Annotated in this window: 17 protein-coding genes; 8 read left to right on the top strand and 9 right to left on the bottom strand. The window is 47.3% G+C overall.

Going from position 1 to position 18,544, the window contains the following annotated elements:
* Nucleotides 1–142: 142 nt before the first annotated feature.
* From dnaB to VIS94_17860, 7 genes are all read right to left on the bottom strand, one after another.
* Complete coding sequence (dnaB, locus tag VIS94_17890; GenBank protein ID HEY9162950.1) at nucleotides 143–1,486, bottom strand: replicative DNA helicase; 1,344 nt, start codon at nucleotides 1,484–1,486, stop codon at nucleotides 143–145.
* Nucleotides 1,487–1,490: 4 nt separating this feature from the next.
* Complete coding sequence (gene rplI / locus VIS94_17885) at nucleotides 1,491–1,937, bottom strand: 50S ribosomal protein L9 (protein HEY9162949.1); 447 nt, start codon at nucleotides 1,935–1,937, stop codon at nucleotides 1,491–1,493.
* The gene (locus VIS94_17880; GenBank protein ID HEY9162948.1) at nucleotides 1,934–2,857 is read right to left on the bottom strand and encodes a DUF2232 domain-containing protein; all 924 of its coding nucleotides are present in this window, start codon (nucleotides 2,855–2,857) and stop codon (nucleotides 1,934–1,936) included. The genes rplI and VIS94_17880 overlap by 4 nt, the downstream gene beginning before the upstream one ends.
* 4 nt (nucleotides 2,858–2,861) lie before the next feature.
* Entirely contained in the window at nucleotides 2,862–3,128 is a 267-nt protein-coding gene (gene rpsR, locus VIS94_17875; protein HEY9162947.1) for a 30S ribosomal protein S18, read from the bottom strand.
* 2 nt (nucleotides 3,129–3,130) lie between these two features.
* On the bottom strand, nucleotides 3,131–3,559 hold the full coding sequence (gene rpsF, locus VIS94_17870; protein HEY9162946.1) for a 30S ribosomal protein S6: 429 nt from the start codon (nucleotides 3,557–3,559) through the stop codon (nucleotides 3,131–3,133).
* Nucleotides 3,560–3,716: 157 nt separating this feature from the next.
* Entirely contained in the window at nucleotides 3,717–5,417 is a 1,701-nt protein-coding gene (locus tag VIS94_17865) for a class I adenylate-forming enzyme family protein (protein HEY9162945.1), read from the bottom strand.
* A gap of 161 nt (nucleotides 5,418–5,578) precedes the next feature.
* Entirely contained in the window at nucleotides 5,579–6,340 is a 762-nt protein-coding gene (locus VIS94_17860) for an IclR family transcriptional regulator (GenBank protein HEY9162944.1), read from the bottom strand.
* Nucleotides 6,341–6,460: 120 nt separating this feature from the next.
* On the opposite strand from VIS94_17860, the gene VIS94_17855 reads away from it, so the two are divergent.
* Both VIS94_17855 and VIS94_17850 read left to right on the top strand, forming a co-directional pair.
* Complete coding sequence (locus VIS94_17855; GenBank protein ID HEY9162943.1) at nucleotides 6,461–7,939, top strand: FAD-dependent oxidoreductase; 1,479 nt, start codon at nucleotides 6,461–6,463, stop codon at nucleotides 7,937–7,939.
* Nucleotides 7,936–8,619 carry a hypothetical protein gene (locus VIS94_17850; protein HEY9162942.1) on the top strand — a complete coding sequence of 228 codons (684 nt, stop codon included), beginning with the start codon at nucleotides 7,936–7,938 and terminating at the stop codon, nucleotides 8,617–8,619. Before VIS94_17855 ends, VIS94_17850 begins: the two co-directional genes overlap by 4 nt.
* 117 nt (nucleotides 8,620–8,736) lie before the next feature.
* Here VIS94_17850 and VIS94_17845 read toward each other — a convergent pair whose 3' ends face one another.
* A complete protein-coding gene (locus tag VIS94_17845) occupies nucleotides 8,737–9,633 on the bottom strand; it encodes a 3-keto-5-aminohexanoate cleavage protein (GenBank protein HEY9162941.1) in 897 nt (298 codons plus the stop codon).
* Complete coding sequence (locus VIS94_17840; GenBank protein ID HEY9162940.1) at nucleotides 9,630–11,417, bottom strand: NeuD/PglB/VioB family sugar acetyltransferase; 1,788 nt, start codon at nucleotides 11,415–11,417, stop codon at nucleotides 9,630–9,632. The genes VIS94_17845 and VIS94_17840 overlap by 4 nt, the downstream gene beginning before the upstream one ends.
* A gap of 190 nt (nucleotides 11,418–11,607) precedes the next feature.
* Between VIS94_17840 and VIS94_17835 the strand changes: the two genes are divergently transcribed.
* The 6 genes from VIS94_17835 (at nucleotide 11,608) to VIS94_17810 (ending at nucleotide 18,504) form a co-directional block, all read left to right on the top strand.
* Nucleotides 11,608–13,680 (top strand): acetate--CoA ligase family protein, encoded by a 2,073-nt coding sequence (locus tag VIS94_17835; GenBank protein ID HEY9162939.1) that lies wholly within the window; start codon nucleotides 11,608–11,610, stop codon nucleotides 13,678–13,680.
* Between the two features lie 219 nt (nucleotides 13,681–13,899).
* The gene (locus tag VIS94_17830; GenBank protein HEY9162938.1) at nucleotides 13,900–14,136 is read left to right on the top strand and encodes a B-box zinc finger protein; all 237 of its coding nucleotides are present in this window, start codon (nucleotides 13,900–13,902) and stop codon (nucleotides 14,134–14,136) included.
* A gap of 65 nt (nucleotides 14,137–14,201) precedes the next feature.
* Entirely contained in the window at nucleotides 14,202–15,149 is a 948-nt protein-coding gene (locus tag VIS94_17825; protein ID HEY9162937.1) for a 3-hydroxyacyl-CoA dehydrogenase NAD-binding domain-containing protein, read from the top strand.
* Nucleotide 15,150: 1 nt separating this feature from the next.
* Entirely contained in the window at nucleotides 15,151–16,722 is a 1,572-nt protein-coding gene (locus tag VIS94_17820) for an acyl CoA:acetate/3-ketoacid CoA transferase (GenBank protein HEY9162936.1), read from the top strand.
* Between the two features lie 17 nt (nucleotides 16,723–16,739).
* Nucleotides 16,740–17,747, top strand: coding sequence for a CoA-transferase (locus VIS94_17815; protein HEY9162935.1), 1,008 nt, complete (start codon nucleotides 16,740–16,742; stop codon nucleotides 17,745–17,747).
* Nucleotides 17,734–18,504: a CoA-transferase gene (locus tag VIS94_17810; GenBank protein ID HEY9162934.1), complete on the top strand. Its 771-nt coding sequence runs from the start codon at nucleotides 17,734–17,736 to the stop codon at nucleotides 18,502–18,504. Before VIS94_17815 ends, VIS94_17810 begins: the two co-directional genes overlap by 14 nt.
* Nucleotides 18,505–18,544: the final 40 nt, after the last annotated feature.

The following is an 18,544-nucleotide window of genomic DNA, read 5'->3' as shown; positions in this document are numbered from 1 at the left end:
CCCATGGAAACCTTCCTGGAAAATCTGCCCTTGGCAAAAGACAAAATCTTGGATATGAAGTTCGATCTGGCAGCTTAAACTTAATCGTACAAACATCCCCTCGGAAAGGAGAGCTGTCAGATCAGGTCGGAGCTACTACATGTCAGTGCCTGTCATCAAGATTTCTGAATTTAGTTAATTCTGGTGTCCAACTTAATTTGAATTCACCTGTTGGGCCATTTCTGTGTTTTGCTATATTAATCTCAGCAATGCCCTTATCTTGTGTATCCGGATTATAAACTTCGTCTCTGTATATGAGCAATATGATGTCTGCATCCTGTTCGATTGCACCGGATTCCCTGAGTTCGGACATCATAGGTCTCTTGTCTCCTCTGGCCTCGACATTTCTGTTAAGCTGGCTTAATGCGATCACAGGTACTTTGAATTCTTTGGCAATTGCTTTCATCGATCTTGATATCTCGGAAATCTCCTGCTCCCTGGAATCCACCCTGCCCTTTATTTTCATAAGCTGAAGATAATCTACCACCACGAGCGCCAGGTCTTTTTCTCTTATTGCAAGCCTTCTCAGCTTTGCCCTTATTTCCATCGGTGATATTCCGGCGGTATCGTCGATATACATGGGTGCATCATAAATTTTTGCCGAAGCAGTTGTCAGTTCAACCCATTCCTCGCTTTTAAGATAGCGTGAGTCACGCAATCTGGTTTGATATACGCCCGAGATTGATGAGAGAATTTTGAGAAGAAGCTGATCCCTTCCCATCTCAAGGGAGAATAAAGCTACAGGCCTGTTCTCATATACAGCCACATGTTCGGCAATATTCATTGCAAGGGATGTCTTCCCCATGCCCGGACGTCCTGCAATAATAATCAGATCAGAAGGATGAAGCCCTCCCATAAGTTTTGTATCAAGGTCGGAAAACCCGGTCTTTATTCCGCCTTCTTCGATTTTTCCTTCCGATATAAGTTTTATCCTGTCATAAAGAGTGTTTACAAGCTCTTTTGTTCTGATAAGACCTGATGCCTCATTTCTCAATTCCCTGTTGATATCAAAGATAATCTTTTCGGCTGATTCGACTGCGTCGGAAACTTCCCCGGCATTTGTCCTGGCTATTTTTACAATCTCATTTGCGCCGGTGATAAGGGATCTGATAATCGCCTTGTCTTTAACAATACTTGCATAGTATCCGATGTCTGCTGTAGTTGGAACCCTGTCGGTAAGCTGGCCTATATAAGCCGCTCCTCCAGCCTTATCGAGTTTGCCTTTCCTGTCAAGAGACTCGGCCAGCGTAATATAATCAATGGGGATGCCTTTATCCCTGAGAATCAGCATTTCTTCATAAAGCATCCTGTTCCTTTCAGAATAAAAATCCTGAGGAGGCAGGACATCAATAATTTCATCCATGGCGGAATTCTCAAGGAGAACCGCACCAAGGATGAATTCTTCCGCATCCTTATTGTGAGGAAGGATTGCTATTGTTTCTTCCAAGACATTAAACCTCGGCTTTCACTTCAACTTTAATTGCTGCCGCAACTCCTGGGTATAGTTTTATTGTAACATCATGCGTACCTGTATGCTTGATCGGTTCGACAAGATGGATTTTTTTCTTTTCGACTCCAAAACCTTTTTCTTTCAATGCATCTGCGATCTGAGACGTAGTGATCGATCCAAACAGCTTACCGTCATCGCCTGATTTTACATTAAAGCTCAAAACAACGGCAGAGAGCTCATCTGCAGCTTTCTGAGCATGATCTCTCGTCTTTGCTTCAGCCCTTATCCCTGCCTCGATCTTGTCCTTGAAAGTCTTTGCCGCTCCTTTTGTTGCAGGAATGGCCTTGCCTCCCGGGATAAGATAATTTCTTGCATAACCGTCTTTTACTTTTACTTCCTGACCTGCAGAACCCAATTCTTCAATTGTTTCCAAAAGTATAACTTTCATGCCTGATCTCCTTTAATTTTTATGCGTTTTCTGAAATAAAACCAGTTGTCAAACAATCCCAAGAGTATTGCCATAATCATTATATACATCTGTGTTATTATCAACAGGTAAAAAAATATCCGCCACCCTGTCCAAATTTTCATATACTCGAAAATAAACACGATAACCGAAAGCCCCTGGAAAAAGTATCCAATACAAACAATCAGAAGGATGTTCAGGCCGATTGTATTCACTATTTTATTCGGCAGAAGAGAGCACACGGAAGCAACAATGAATACCGCTATCAGCCAGCCGGGACAACTCCACCTGCTGAGGTCGGTTTTTAAGGCAACTTTTGATGCGATGACCAGATTGAACCACATTATCATTGCTGTTCCTATGACAGTTATTGACGGGAAGAGTCTTATTATTGCTTCTTCAATAGAAGGTCTTTTGAGATTGAAAGCGGTAATATCAGCCGGGTTAAGCACGGTTGAATATTGTCTGATAAAATTATCCATCATTGCCTTTACCCAGGCCGAAACCGTCTGATTTATTGTGGAACCGCTTTTATAGCTTAATAGTGCAATCATTGAGATGAATATCAGCGATGCTGCTATTGTCGGAAGAACCACTGACATTCCTATCTTTTTTCTTTTTATCATTTCCCACATCAATAATCCGCATAAAATGATAATGCCATATGTTATCGCCCCTTCAATAAATGCCGGTATCAGACCTAAACAAATGGGGCTTAAAGAGACTGCATATTTCAACACTCCGTCTGTTCTGCTCGCAAATATGCAATAGAGTGCCGGCAAAAAAAGCACTATTGCCATTGTGTATTCAGGCATGCAGATTAAAGACGTTCCAGATATCAGCAGCACCCCGGCGGAAAGCCAGGGTGCCGGTGTTTTGTTTCCGGTCAATGCCGGCGGCATATTCCTAATTGTGAACTGTAAAGGGCAACAGGGCTATCATGCGTGCTCTCTTAATCTCGATAGCGAGCTCTCTCTGATGACGGGAGCATGTCCCGGTAATCCTTCTTGGCAGAATTTTTCCCCTGTCCGTGATATAATCCTTAAGAACCTGGCAATCCTTATAGTCTATCTTGAGTTTTTTATCTTCACAGAACCGGCAGCTCTTTTTCTTGAAAAATGTCCTGGACTTGTTTGGGGCTCCCGTCTGTTTCGGTTTTCTCGGCCTTTCCATGTCTATACCTCCTCTTCCGAGTCTAAGGCTTCGGGTTCAGAATCATCCGCCGCCTTGGTATCCTCTTCAACTGCTTCCTGGGATTCTTCTGCTTCGGCAACCGGCGCCGGCGCAACCACCGCCTTTTCAAGATCTTCCCGTTTCACATGCTCACCAAGCTTGATAATGATGAAACGCAATACGTTTTCATCAATCCTTAACGTGCGTTCAATTTCGGAAAGCATCTTTCCGGGACCTTCCAGATAACTTAGAAAATAATGACCTTTTGACTTTTTCTCGATTTTATAGGCCATGGTTTTTATTCCCATGTCCTCAATCCTGATTACTTCACCATCGTTTTTCCTAACATTGTTTGTGAAACGGGTGATGACCTTTTCGACAGCGTCTTCCCTGAGTTCAGGGTTGACGATTTTCATAAGCTCGTAAAACATCTGTTCCTCCTTATGGATTTTTTAGCCCCGCCTGGAGCAAGGAGCGCGTTTCTAATATAACAAAGCCTTTTTATATTCAAGCACGTTTTTCCAGTGACATCTTGATATGGGTAAAATAAGGGACAGCCGTTTAATGACGTCCCTTATTTTCAATATTTCAGACATCCCATTTTCCTTGCGAACGCAGCTTTTCCACGATCTCTTTTGATTTTTTCTTAAGCTCCATATAATCGGTTTTCGCCACCCTGTTAAGCGGCATTTCACCCTGATTGATGATCTCAACATGAGACGGTCTCGAATATGCAGCAATATCGTCACATGCCGTCATAACATCATTCGGGGTTATTGGATTTGCACTATCAATATTTTCTGCGAATACCATTATACCTTCACTGAAAATGTTATGCTCGACGCCTATTACAGCTATCGCGCCGATTCTTCCCTTCAGCCTGCCTGAAATATGGCTCTCTATATCGTCCGGGAACACCTGATAGCCTTTGGGTTTTATTACCAGTTTTGACCTGCCGGCAAAGTGCAGACCGTCGGCATCATAATATCCGAGGTCTCCGGTATAACAGACGCGGTCTTTTGATACCGTTTTTCGGGTATTATCTTCGTCGCCCATATACCCGAGAAAAATCTGTGGGCCTGAAAAACATATCTCCCCGACTTCACCCGGACTTTTTTCCTTTCCTGCCATGCCGTCCGCCTGCATCGGCTCGCGGATCGATATAGGGCACAGCGGCATATCAAATCCGATACCCTTCACCAGGTCATCCACACCGGCATTGACATCGGTATAAGTACAGAAGCCGGCTGTTTCGGTAAGTCCGAGACCGGTTCCGATACGCCTGGCCATCTTTGACATTTTCTCAAGAAACTCGCGTGTCACTGCCTGACCTCCGTATATGGCGAATTTCAATGACGACAGGTCATATTTGCCGTAATCAGGCAATCTCCATTCCATATTGAATAATGCAGGTATCTGCCCGATGTTTTTGACCTTGTAAGCCTGTATCGCCTCGAGGCTCTTCAACGGATCAAATATATGGAGAATAACGCTTATTCCGCCACCGAATATTGTTGTGGCAAGCTGCTCGGTTATGCATCCCACATGCGAAGGAGGCAGATTGATAAGCATGGTATCGCCTTCCTCAAGTTCAAAAGAAACGGCAAGACCGATATTCTGTATCAGTATGTTCTCATGACACAGAAGCGCAGGCTTCGGCGACCCTGTTGAACCGGTAGTGAATATAATGAGGCAGGCATCTCTTTTATCGACAAGCTTTCTGGCCCTTTTGACTGTACCGAAGATAAGGCTTTTTATGAAGACTTTTTTAATGTCCTTTACAAAATCAGTAATGCCTACAGCACCTTCCATTATCATGTCCTGTTCCTTCTGGAACTGGACCCAGTGTTTGATATAAGGCGACTTTTTCATCACTTCGGCTATCATCGGCCTGAAATCCGCAATAGGTGTCTTTCCAAGGAAAAAATATGCCTTGGGTTTCATCTTGTCCATGCAGTACTGTATTTCTTTAGCCTTCAGCCTGAGATCAAGCGGGGCCACGATCGCCCCTATGCGGTAGCATGCATAAATCAGGTACACATGCTCTTTCAACAGAGGAAGAGAAGTGGCTACTACATCACCCTTTTTTATCCCGATTGAGAGCAGCTTTGCAGCAAATGCCGATACCGATGTATTGAATTGCTTCCAGGATATCTTATCACCTGTATTGTGTTCGATTATTGCAATCTCGCCGGGTTTGCTCTTCGCATATTTTTCTACATAGTCAGCCTGGTTTGAGAGCAGTTTCCGGTATTGCTCATGATATAGTTCCGGGTTTTTCCTTGCCATATTATCCTCCTGAAATACTTTAATTTTACCCCTAAATGTCAAATGATAAACAGAACCAGGGGGGCATCATTAATAATATAAAGAGGTATTTCTGTCCAGACTCAATCCTGGTGGTAAATTCTCCTGTTTGAAGAAAGGAGCATCTATTCCTTCGAGAGTGGTTAAACCGGCTGCCCCAGCAGGGCAGAGGCCTTGATGGCAGCTTCTTTAACCGTTTCTCCGTATTCATCGTAATGGGGCATGATGAGCCTGTCCAGCCCGGAAATGCCTATCGAGCAAACGACCTGTCCTTTATGGTTTAGCACCGGAGATGCAAAACAGATGACGCCGGGTTTATATTCTTCGTTATCAACGGCCAGTCTGGAATCTCTTATACCGGAAAGGGCACTGTAAAGCTCTGTCTTTGAAACAATAGACTTGGGAGTATATCTTTCAAGAGGTGATATCCTGATGATTTCATCGATCGTATTTTTTTCCATGAAAGCAAGAATAGCCCTGCCGAGTGCGGTCTGGGTAGCGGATTCGCGTGTGCCAATGGAAATGCTTATGGTTATCGCATCCCTTGGCTGTTCTACAGCTATAAAAACGACTTCTCCCCTGTCCAGGATCGCCAGGTGCGTATTCTGGTTCGTGCGCCGGCAGACGTCTTTCATTATGGGCCTTAAAAATTCTTCAAGGCGCAGATTGTCCGAAAAAGACCCGGCCAGTTCAAGCACCTTGAACCCGAGCGAATATCGTTTCGTATCATTATCCTGATAGATAAATCCCGCCTTGACCATTGTCTTTATAAGGCGGAAAACGCTTGAACGGTCTATCTTGAAACTTGCGGCTATTTCGTTGAGCGTCATGGGAGAACCCGCTTTGGCCAGGATTGTCAAAATTGTGAGCCCTCTTTCAAGTGATTGGATTGTTCCGTTGTTCATGATCTGATGAGGTATAGGTTTTAAAAAATAATGTCAATCGGATGGATATATGTTTAATAGATTGTTGCAACCGTCTTAAACAAGTTTGATAAGAAGAACATATTCCAAACGGGAGGATTTATGAAAGCTTTGATCATGGGTGGAGGAATGTCAGGCCTGGCAACTGCAATCAACCTGCTAGATGCGGGAATTGATGTCGAAATCATTGAATCCGATACCATATTCGGCGGCCGGGCCAATTCATGGCTGGATAATGAAGGCGACATGATTGATAATGCGCTTCACGTGTTCTTCCCCTATTACGTCAACCTCATCAATTTTTTTAAGAAAATGGGAATTGAAAAAAACATAATCTGGAAAGGTACTGACTTCTTTTTCGCACAGGACGACGGAAACCAGCCGGTGCTGCATTTTGAAAACTACCCTGCGCCGCTTCACACAGCCATCGCATACATGAATCTTATCAAAAGCTATAAAGGCATTCCCAAATGGAAAATGCTTGCCGGCATGCCTGCATTCGCTTATGCCGTAGGAGCTTCCAAAAAGGAACTGGACGAGCTGGACAATCAATCCTGGACAGAATGGGTTTCAAGAAGGGGTCCGCGTGGGGCATTCAAGCCCATGTCTCCTGCCATATACGGCCTCACATTCACCCCTGAATACGCTATATCGGCCAAGGTAATGGTAAACTGGTTCAAAAAGGTTTCGGCATCCGCAGAGACCTCACGTGTCGGTTTTGCAAACGGAGGGCTCGGCGAAATCTGGGTCGGAACCTGCCTTGAGTACATCAAGTCAAAGGGCGGCAGTTTCGAGACAGGAAAAATGGTGACCTCGATAAACTGTGAAGACGGCAAAATCAAGAGTGTTACCGTAAACGGCAAAGAGGATTACAAAGCCGATATCTACGTTTCAGCCATAAGTCCATACTCTCTAAGAAAGGTCATCCCGAAGGAATCGTTCAAATATAAATACTTTCAGGATTTGACCCATTTCGAAGAATCCCCCTCGTTGTCCATACAGGTGTGGTTTGACAGAAAACTTACAGATGTCGATGTGACATTCTTCTCAACGGACTGCATTTTCAACACCTATGCAGACCTTTCGAATGTGCTTCCCCATATATTCAAGGGAGGCAGCATGTTCGAGATGGTCATTGCGCCCGCCGATGCCGTACGCTTTCTGCCTGATGAGGTGATTTACGAGAAGACGATCGATGATATCAAAAGGCTCTTCCCTGCCGCACGCGAAGCACAAGTCAGAAAATACAGGGTTGTAAGGGAACGTCAGGGTGTTTACCGGCCCTTCCCCGGCATGGAAAAACACCGGCCGTATCAGCGTACGCCCTACCCCAACCTTTACCTGACAGGCGATTATACAAAAACACATGTAAGTTCGGGCGGGATGGAGGCTGCTATCTGGACTGCCAACCATTGTTCGGAGCTCATCATACAGGACAAACTGAATAAACGCGTCGTGTTGAACATTGAATTTGCGCCACCCAAAGGACTTGTACCTCTTGTCAGACCTTTCATGTATGCCTCTGTCGTTCTGGCACTGACCGCAGGTGTAAAAATCATAAGGAAGATATTTTTCAGATGAAGCCCTTAATCAGGATTTTCATAATCATCCTTATAACGGCGGCCTGTCTTGAAGCATCGGTCAAGGTAGGCCCCTGGAAAAAGATACGGGAATCGGATGGAATTACAGGCTGGGTCAGAACGAATTCAAGGAGCAGCGTCGATGAAGTCAGGGCAGAAGGTATTATTGATGCACCGATGTCTGTTGTCGAAGCGATCTTAAGGGATATACCAGCACAGAAAAAGTTCATGTTTCTATGTGAAGATGCAAGAAGAATCGAATTGCCCGGGTACCCTGACACACCTGACAGCTTCAGTACATACTTTCAGCAGGGGCTACCCTGGCCGTTGTCGGACCGCTATGGCCTGGGAAGGATATCATTCATGCTTGAGAAAGAAACAGGGAGGATAATTGTCAGAGGGCTTGCTGTAAAAGCTGATTTCAAGCCTGAAAAACCAGGCATGGTGGAGATGCCTTTCGGGGATGTCACATGGACGCTCAAGGAAGAAGGAGGTAAAAAAACCCTTCTCACCTACCAGCTTCTGACAGACCCGGGCGGAAATCTGCCATCTTCTATAGTCAATATGCTGCTGAAGAATCTTGGCGTTACAACACTTAAGAACATCAGGAAACTTTCCAAAATGCCGCCCTACAAAGACGCCAGGACAGTATTGACGACCACTCCTTACCTGCAGGATTAATGTCTGCGGGGGCATCTCATTCATCTGATGGATATTGCAACTCACTGAGGAAAAGGAAGGAGAATCCGACCGTCAGAATCATGAATCCGTGATGTATTATAAATGCAACAATTCAAATTATTGTGAAAATTCCCGCGATTGGTGAAATGAATAATCAACCGGGGAAATGCACAACATGCGCCGGGCTTCATCGGCGTCCGCCAGTTCTCTTCTGATCACCTTCGCCATATATGAAATACGCTCGATCAACTGAACGTTTGTGGCAAGTTCTTTTTTCTCGTAGTCAAAATAGATATTGTCCTCCAGGCCGACTCTGACTCCTCCTCCTGCCGCAAGGGCAGTGAGATTTACCGGCAGTTGAAAAACTCCGATGCCGGCCGCGGACCACAGAGATTCTTCGGGAAGACAGTTTATCAGATAGGCAATATCCTCAATACGGGCCGGTATGCCTCCCAGTGAGCCGAATATCAAATTAAAATAAAGTGGTTGAGGCAGTCCAAGCTTTTTATGAAGATGCTTGGCAAAATTCAGCATGCCGCTGTCGAAAATCTCAATTTCCGGTTTGATACCCTGTTCAAGCATTGTTTCAGCAAGCCTGAATATAATATCCGGAGGGTTTACGCTTGCATGCTTGGGAAAATTAAGAGAACCCGTTGTGATGCTTGCCATTTCAGGCTTTTCTATTCCTTCCAGGAAAAGGACTTCAGACCTTTGTTCGAAATCCTTGAAGAACCGTCCGCTTGTGGAAACACAGATAATTACATTGCACTTTTCCCGGATCCTGCGGATGATGCGGCCATATTTTTCGGCTTTATAACAGGGATTGCCCTGTTCATCACGAATATGCAGGTGGATAATCGCAGCACCTGCCATATGACATGCAACTGCGTCCTGCACGATCTCATCTTCTGTGACTGGTACATGCGGAGTGTCTCTCTTTGTGGGTATCATCCCGGTGATAGCTGCATTGATTATAACCTTCGGATAGGGTTCCATGGGATAGTCGCAGCTCATGATGGCAATCTCCTGTTTTTAAAATAGACACTCAATCGTTCATTCATTGCCCTTTTCATCGTCCCGATCGTCCGGATAAAAAGGTTTTGCGATAATCCTGCACCTGTATGTAAATCCTTGGCATTATAAGTTGACTCGGCCATGAGAGTGGTACTTGACCCGGTCAGTTCAATGAAATCCTTGTATCCGAATCCGAAACGGGCATGTATGCGTTCGGCACGTCCCGGATCACCCAGAAGATCAAATAGGACATCCATAGCAAAGGAATTCAACAAAGGGGTGTTTCTCTTAAGAGCCAGCCGGGCGAGAACATATGGAATCAGGTCATTCGTCAGACTATAAGGACCTGTAAATTCGGCTGCTTCCGGGAATATCCTCAGAAGTTCATTTTCATCATGGATGCCGAGGTAATGATTCAGGATTTTACGATATTCCCAGACCGTGCGCTGCCTTGATTCCTGCCGGTTGCCGCTGGCATTGGCTTCATTGTCACGGACCCTGAATTGTGTGAGTTTTTCCTCCATGATATGTATATCGTATTTGAAACAGAGTCTTACCCAGAGATCAAGATCAGGCAGTTGATGCAGCCTTGAATCGGGCCTTCCGACCACGTCATAACATTCACGGCGGATCATGACACTGGGTAAACAAATACAGTTGCCCTCATAGAAAAAACGGCGCAGCCATTCGTAACGGCTTCGATTGGGTTGAGTGAAAATGCTGAAATAGAAATGGTTTTTGTCAGTAAAGGCTAGACCGTCGTCATCAATTATCTGAGCATCGGTAAAGACCGCGCCATATCCCGGGTGACTGTTCAAAAAGTCAACCTGTTTCTGAAGTTTATCCGGCATGTAGGCGTCATCAGAATTAATAATGGCAATGTATCTCCCTTCCGCCAGATCGATGCCCTTGTTTTTCGTAAAGATCATTCCGGCATTATGAGCGGAGAAAGTGGCCTTTATACGCGGATCGTCAAATCTTGCAATCTCCTGAGCCGTGCCGTCGTTTGACCCGTCATCGATAATGATGAACTCGAAATCCTTGTATGTCTGAGACAGCACGCTATTTATGCTGTGAGCCACGTACTTCTCATGGTTATAGGCAGCCATGATAACGCTTACTTCGGGTGCACGGCGGCGTGAGGCCATTGATTTGGCCGGAACACCCGAGACGGTTGTACCGTCAGGCACGTCTTTGTGGACACATGATGAGGCCCCGATGATGCAATCCTCACCTACCTTAACATGAGGCAGGATAACGGCCCCGGTTCCCACAAAGGTATTCTTGTTTATGGTAACGCTTCCGTTGATATTGACCCCCGGGGCGATATAAACATTTTCACCAATGATTGAATCATGCCCCACATAAACCCCGTCCGAGACCACCGTATTATCTCCAAGTCTTACCTGGGGTGAAACCACTGCATTATGCCTGATAATGCAACCCTGACCGAGGATTGCGTCCGCCGAGACAATTGCAGTCTCTGCTATAAGGCTGGCCAGAGTGAATCCGGCTTTTTTCAGGAGATCTCCGTACTTCCTGCGTGCGGCAACGTCCATGATGGCAACAACTGCCAGAGCCCCTGATTCAGCAAGTTGCGGCAGATCATCACTTGTGCCGAGATTATTAAGTCCATAAGTCGACTCAACATATGCACACCGGAAAACATCATCGACATAGCCGATAAAGTCGTAACGGTCTTTAAAAACAGAGTATATCAGGCCGGCAAGTTTCCCGCCACCGACAAGGATAACCCTTATTTTATTTTCATTGTCTCTCATCATAATTAATACCCAGCACCGTTTCCATAAATATTTAGACTATGTAACAAAGACTAGGCAACTTAAATCTCCTGACTGAAAAAATGTTTTTATTGACACTTAAATCCTTAAGGTGATTCAAATGGTTTCTGTCAGGCTTTTCTGACCTTTACATAAAAATCCTAATATATTTTAATCAAAAGGACGGGAACCCATGAAGGGAAACGATGTAATGACAATCGATGAATTCGAGAGCAAGAATCTGCTGAAGCAATACGGAATAGAAGTGATAAAAGAGGCCCTCTGCCATGATGTTTCATCGGCATATGCCGCGGCCGGAAAGATGGGCTATCCTGTAGCGCTGAAAGTCTGTTCGGCCGACATTCTTCATAAGACAGAGATGAGAGGAGTTATCCTTGATATCGCCGGTTCTGATGAAATGAAAAAAGCGGCAAGGGAACTCTCAGAAAGGTTCCCGGGTAAAAACCTCCTGATACAGAAGATGGCCAGGAAAGGGATCGAACTCATAATCGGTGCCAGACGCGATCCTGTTTACGGGCCGGTTATTCTTGCAGGGTTCGGAGGTATATTCACCGAAGTCTTCAGGGATACATCCATAGAACTTGCCCCGGTAGATAAAAAGACGGCTATGAAAATGCTCGAAAGCCTCAGGGGGGCGTCCCTCCTCAAGGGTTTCAGGGGACAGGAAGGCGCCGATATAGAGAAGATCGCCGGATGCCTGGTCGGCATCTCAAGGCTTATGGCCGAAAGGGAAGATATTTTTGAAATAGACGTCAACCCGCTCATTGCAACACCTGAGAGTGCAGTGGCAGTAGATGCCCTTGTAAGGTTGAGTGGCTCACCTGCCGGAAAAAAGAGGAAAGTTTTTGACAGCCGGACAGTGGACCCGTTCTTCAATCCGGAGAGAGTTGCCCTGATAGGCGCATCCCGCACCCATGGAAAAGGCGGCAACATTATATTGAGAAATATCATCAGGGCGGGATACAAGGGCGAACTGATACCGGTAAATCCGTCAGTCAATGAAATACTCGGCCTCAAGGCATACAAATCTGTCAGAGACATCCCAGTCCCTGTCGACCTTGCTATGATAGTAATCCCCAAGGCCGCCGTGAAGGAGGCCATTGCAGATTGCGAAGCAAAAGGAGTCAAGGCTGTCATCCTCAGCACCGGCGGATATTCCGACATCGGCCATGCAGGAGCACTCGAACAGGAGGAAATCGTCGAGCAGACAAAGAAGGCCGGGATAAGGCTGATGGGCCCGAACAGCATCGGGACGATCAATCCTGCTTCAGGCCTTGCAACATCCATAGTCGGTCTCGAACCCATCATGCCGGGAGGGGTTTCCCTGATAGGCCAGTCAGGGGTGTTCTCATCCGGCTGGGGCAGATGGATTGCGGACATGAAACCCTTCGGAATATCCAAGATAGCCTGTATCGGGAACAAGGGCGATATAAACGAATGCGACCTGATAGAATATATGGCAACCGATGAAAATACGACCACGCTCGGCATGTACCTGGAAGGGGTGAGCGATGGCGAGAGGTTCATAAGGGCTTCGGCAAAAGCCAGCTCGAAAAAACCGGTAGTTGTAATCAAGTCGGGACGGACAGAGGCCGGTGCTCAGGCGATTGCGTCCCATACAGGTTCTCTTGCAGGTTCGGACGAGGTTTTTAATGCCGTATGCAGAAGGACCGGACTCGTTCGCACTCACGATTCCGAAAGCTTCTTCGACACATTGGCGGCCTTTGAAGCCCTGCCCCTGCCGAAAGGCAACAGAATGGGAGTTCTGTCTATCACCGGCATGGGCTGCGTTGTGACAACTGATGCATGTGACGAGCACGGGATTGAACTGCCGGAACTGAAGCCTGAAACGCTTAAAAAGCTCGGCGAGGTGATGCCGTCATGGGCCCCGGTCAGGAACCCGGTAGACATCTGGTCTGCAACCGAACAGCATGGATCAAAAAAAACAATGAGCCATATAGCCTCGTGCCTACTGGATCAGAATGACATCGACGCAGTCATGATCATTTTCGTTCTGATGCCAGAAACCATATACGATATAGAGGAAGCCTTCGGCGACATCATAAGGGCCCACCCTCACAAGCCCGTTTTCGTAAGCTATTACGGAGGCACAGAAAAAGAGGCCAGACATGTGCATGAAGGCTTCATGAAACTCGGCGTTCCATCCTATCCCACGCCAGAACGTGCCGTCTATGCGTTCAGCTGCATGGTCAGATATGCAAGATACAAGGGGCTGATAAAATAAGGCGCATGAACCTGCGGCAGCCTTTTCCTCTGATAAGTATAAACACACCATAAACTCGGGGGTGTTTATACGGCAGCCATACCATAAACCGCATTTTTGCCGGATCGTTAATAAATTAGATATTACGCAATATCAAAGAGTTATATTTTTTATTCCAATTCCTCTGATTTTTGGCATGCATCTGGCTTAGAGTTATCCAACTGAAAAGGAGGAACTCAGATGAAGAAACCTGTTAAAAAGAACATCTGTATCGCATGCGGGAAAGAGCCGGCAACAACAACATGTGATCATTGCGGAAGACCGATATGCAAGGAGTGCATCACACTTGAAATCTGGGGTTCGGGCGCTGAAGACCTGAGTGCGAAATATTTCTGCCCGGGCTGCAAGGAAAATCCCGATATCAATCCATGGGGTGCTCATACCAGAGAAGCCGAAAAACTTGCTAAAGCAGCCTGATAAATCGGGCCTGCGAATATCTTTTCTTAATAAGCAATATTTTATCTTCATAAGAGGTATCTGGAATGGATGGAATTGAAAGGGTTGCAGTAATAGGCACAGGAGTGATCGGCTCCGCCTGGGTATCTCTTTTCGCACAGAAAGGATACCGGGTTACGGCCTATTCGAGAAGACCTGAAACAAGGGAAAAGGGATATCAACAGGTCTGCTCTAACCTCGATTTCTTTGTTGAAAAAGGGGTTTTGACAAAAGAAGACCGCAACCAGGCTGTTGAGCGGGTCAGGTTTGTTTCGGAGATCAAAGAGGCCGTCAGCGATGCCCATTTCATTGAGGAATGTTCAGGCGAGACATATGAAATCAAAAAGCCCGTATTCGAAGAGATCGACCGCCATGCTCCTGCTTCGACAATAATCGGGAGCAGCTCTTCGGGTTTATGCATGAGCGAAATTCAGCAATCGGTAAAACACAAGGACAGGTGCGTCATTACCCATCCATGGAATCCGCCGCACCTTATTCCCCTGATCGAAATCGTACCAGGCAGGGATACGTCCGATGCCACGGTCAAGACCAGCATCAGATTCATGGAACATCTCGGCAAGATACCCGTCCTTGTTAAAAAAGAGGTGCCCGGATTCATCGGCAACAGGCTTGCAGTAGCGCTGTGGCGCGAAGCCATCGACCTTGTGGAAAACGGAGTCGCCAGTGTGGAAGATGTTGACAAGGCGCTTTATGCAGGCCCCGGGCTCAGATGGGCGCTTATGGGTTCGCACATGATCTACCATCTGGGCGGAGGAGAAGACGGGGGCGTCGGCCACTTCATCGACGGCATCGGCAACACGACATTCAAGGCAATCTGGGAGGAGCTGACAACCTGGAATTATATAACCGAACCGATGAAGGAAAAGCTAATCGAAGGCATTAAGGAAGAGATGAAAGGCCGCAGCTTCAAGGATTTTGTCAAATGGCGGGATGACAAGATATTCGAGCTTATAAAGCTTGTCTATGGAGGCTGACATGTCAGGCAAAATCATGAGCGTGGAGCAGGCGATCGGACTGATCAAAGACGGTGATACAGTTGCCGTAGGCGGTTTCGTGGGCAATGCCCACCCTGAAGAGCTTACATCCGGTATTGAACGAATATTCCTTGAAAAAGGCCGTCCCAGGAACCTGACCATTGTAGGGGCAGCCGGTCAGGGAGACGGAAAAGACAAAGGGCTCAACCATCTGGCGCATGAGGGCCTGATCAAACGGGTGATCGAAGGCTACTGGAACCTGGCACCCAAACTCGGTAAAATGGCGCTGGAAAACAAGGTCGAGGCATATAACTTCCCTCAGGGCGCAATCTCATGCCTGTTTCGTGAAATTGCGGGCAAACGCCCCGGGTTTATAACGCACACCGGGCTCAAAACATTTGTCGATCCAAGACTTGAAGGCGGCAAAGTAAACGCCAGGACCACCGAAGACCTCGTCGAGCTCATCAATATAAATGGACAGGAGCGCCTCTTCTACAAGGCATTTCCGATAAACGTGGCGCTCATCCGCGGCACGACCGCCGACAAGCAGGGAAACATCCGCATGGAGAAGGAAAGCACTTCGCTCGAGATGCTGTCCATGGCGCAGGCGGCAAGAAATTCGGGCGGGATAACAATCGCCCAGGTAGAGAGAATATCAGAGAACGGAAGGTTCAGGCCCATGGATGTCAGGGTACCGGGAATATTTGTCGATGCGGTTGTTGTAGCAAGACCCGAAAACCACTGGCAGACCTTCCTTGAAGTCTATAATCCAACCTATACAGGCGAAATTTACGCACCTATGGAAAATATGGAACCCATGGCGTTCACGACGCGCAAGATCATCAGCCGCAGGGCGGCAATGGAACTGACACCAGGTGCGATAGTAAATCTCGGCATAGGGATGGCGGACGGAATTGCCGCCGTTGCCGCCGAAGAGGGCATACACAATCTGTTCACTCTCACAGTGGAGTCAGGGCCGATCGGAGGGGTGCCTGCCATGGGACTCAGCTTCGGCGCCTCGGCAAACGCACAGGCAATAATCGACCAGCCATACATGTTTGATTTCTATGATGGAAACGGCCTCGACATGGCGTTTCTGGGGATGGCCCAGACAGACAGGCACGGCAATCTCAATGTCAGCAGATTCGGTACCAGGATGGCGGGCTGCGGCGGGTTTATAAACATCACACAGAATGCCAGGGAAGTCATGTTCATAGGTACGCTTACGGTCGGCTCCGAAGTCAAAGTTACCGACGGCAGAATGAAGGTCGTCAAACAGGGACGCGGAAAGAAATTTGTCGAAAATGTCGAACAGATCACGTTCAGCGGCGAATATGCACGGGAGACCGGGCAGAAGGTGCTTTATATAACGGAGCGCGCCGTATTCGAACTCAGGGACGAAGGCGTAACATTGACGGAAATCGCTCCCGGGCTTGACCTAAAACGCGACGTGCTTGACGAGATGGAATTTGTTCCTCACATCGCACCTGATATGCGTCTCATGGATGAAAGGATATTCTTTGATGAAAAGATGGGAATCCATGACGAGATTTCCGCAAAAAAGAAAATCTGAACAGGGAGCGGGTGAACATGGACATATTAGAAGAAGGTACCGGAGAACTTTTTACTGACCCCGATCCCGATAAAGCGCGGGAATATTTCCGCGGCAAATCACGAAATAAGACAAACAAGCAGATGAGCCTCAAGGATGCTGTAAAGAGGTTCATTCATAACGGTGAATATCTTGCAATCGGGGGCTTCGGGTCCAACCGGACACCGCTGGCGGCTTGCAATGAAATCGTCAGACAGGGACTTAAAAATATGGGATTTGCAGGAAACGCGTCCACTCATGATTTTCAGGTGCTGGCGGCAGGTGAAGTCTTCGACCGTGTCGACATGGCATGCGCCGCGGGCATGGAGGCCAGAGGTATCAGCCTGTGCGCACGCAGATATCTTGAAAGCGGACGTGTAAGGATCTGCGAGTGGTCGAACTTCGGCATGGCTGCACGTCTGAAGGCAGCCGCCATGGGCATGCCTTTTATAACTGCGAGAAACATGATGGCTACCGATACATTCAAATATTCGGCTGCAAAAATCATTAAATGCCCCTTTACCGGCAAGCAGCTTGTGATGCAGCCCGCACTCTATCCGGATGTAGCTGTGATACATGTTCATGAGGCGGATATCTACGGCAACTGCCGCATCAGGGGAAGCCTCTTTTCGGACGATGATCTCGCCCGGGCGGCAAAAAAACTGATCATCACGGCCGAGCGCATTATTCCCAATGATGAAATAAGGCGAAACCCGATGGATACCGTCATCCCCTATTACCTTGCAGATGCCGTATGCGAAGTGCCTTACGGGGCATATCCCGGAAGCATGCCTTATGAATACTTTTCAGATGAAGAGCATTTGAAAGAGTGGCTTTCCCTTCAGCATGATGACGCTCAATTCAGGGCATTTCTAAGGCGCAATATATATGAGTGTCAGGATCATGCAGCGTACATCCAGATAAACGGAGGTACAGGAAGGCTTAAAGAATTAAGGGCCAGAGAACTGATGCTTCATAAGGAGGAATCCCACCATGCGGGACTATAATATCATGGAGCTGATGATCTGTGTTGCGGCCCGTGAACTGGGCAACGGGTACACTGCCGGAATCGGAACCGGAGCGCCATGCGCAGCTGCAATGCTTGCACAGAAGACCCTGGCCCCTCACCTGGTGATTATGTTCGAATCCGGCGGAACAGACCCTGTACTGCTTGAAATGCCCGTTTCGGTCGGAGACTCCAGGACATTCAACAGGGCCGTGATGGCGGGCGGCACAATGGAAATAATGCAGGCATGCAGCCGCGGTCTTGTGGACTATTCAATACTGGGCGGCGCCCAGATAGACATGTATGGAAATATCAATTCAACCATGCTGGGCAGCGACTACAGGAAACCGTCCATAAGGCTGCCCGGCAGCGGTGGCGCGAATGACTTCGCCTCCCTCTGCTGGCGCACTATCATTATGTCGGTGCAGGAAAAAAGTCGTTTTGTAGAAAAGCTCGATTTCATGACAACTCCCGGCTGGCTTCAGGGCGGGAATTCGCGTACGGAAAAAGGATTGCCGCCGGGTACCGGGCCTTACAGGGTTATAACCAATATGGCCGTGATGGACTTCGAGCCCGAGAGCAAACGCATGAGGGTGATATCGGTCAATCCCGGCTGTACATTCGATGATATCCAGAAGAACTGCGGATTCGAACTGCTCAAGGCCCCTAAAATCTTTGTCACAAAGTCGCCTACCGCACAGGAACTTAAAATCCTGCGCGATGAAATCGACCCGCACAGGCTTATAATCGGCAGGTAGCATAATTCCAATAGGTCAGTTTATCTGCATCACACCTTGA

It is taken from the genome of Desulfomonilia bacterium (genome assembly GCA_036567785.1).
GTDB lineage: Bacteria > Desulfobacterota > Desulfomonilia > UBA1062 > UBA1062 > DATCTV01.
The sequence above is the reverse complement of the archived record's forward strand: the minus strand, read 5'-3'. Positions and strand labels throughout refer to the sequence as shown.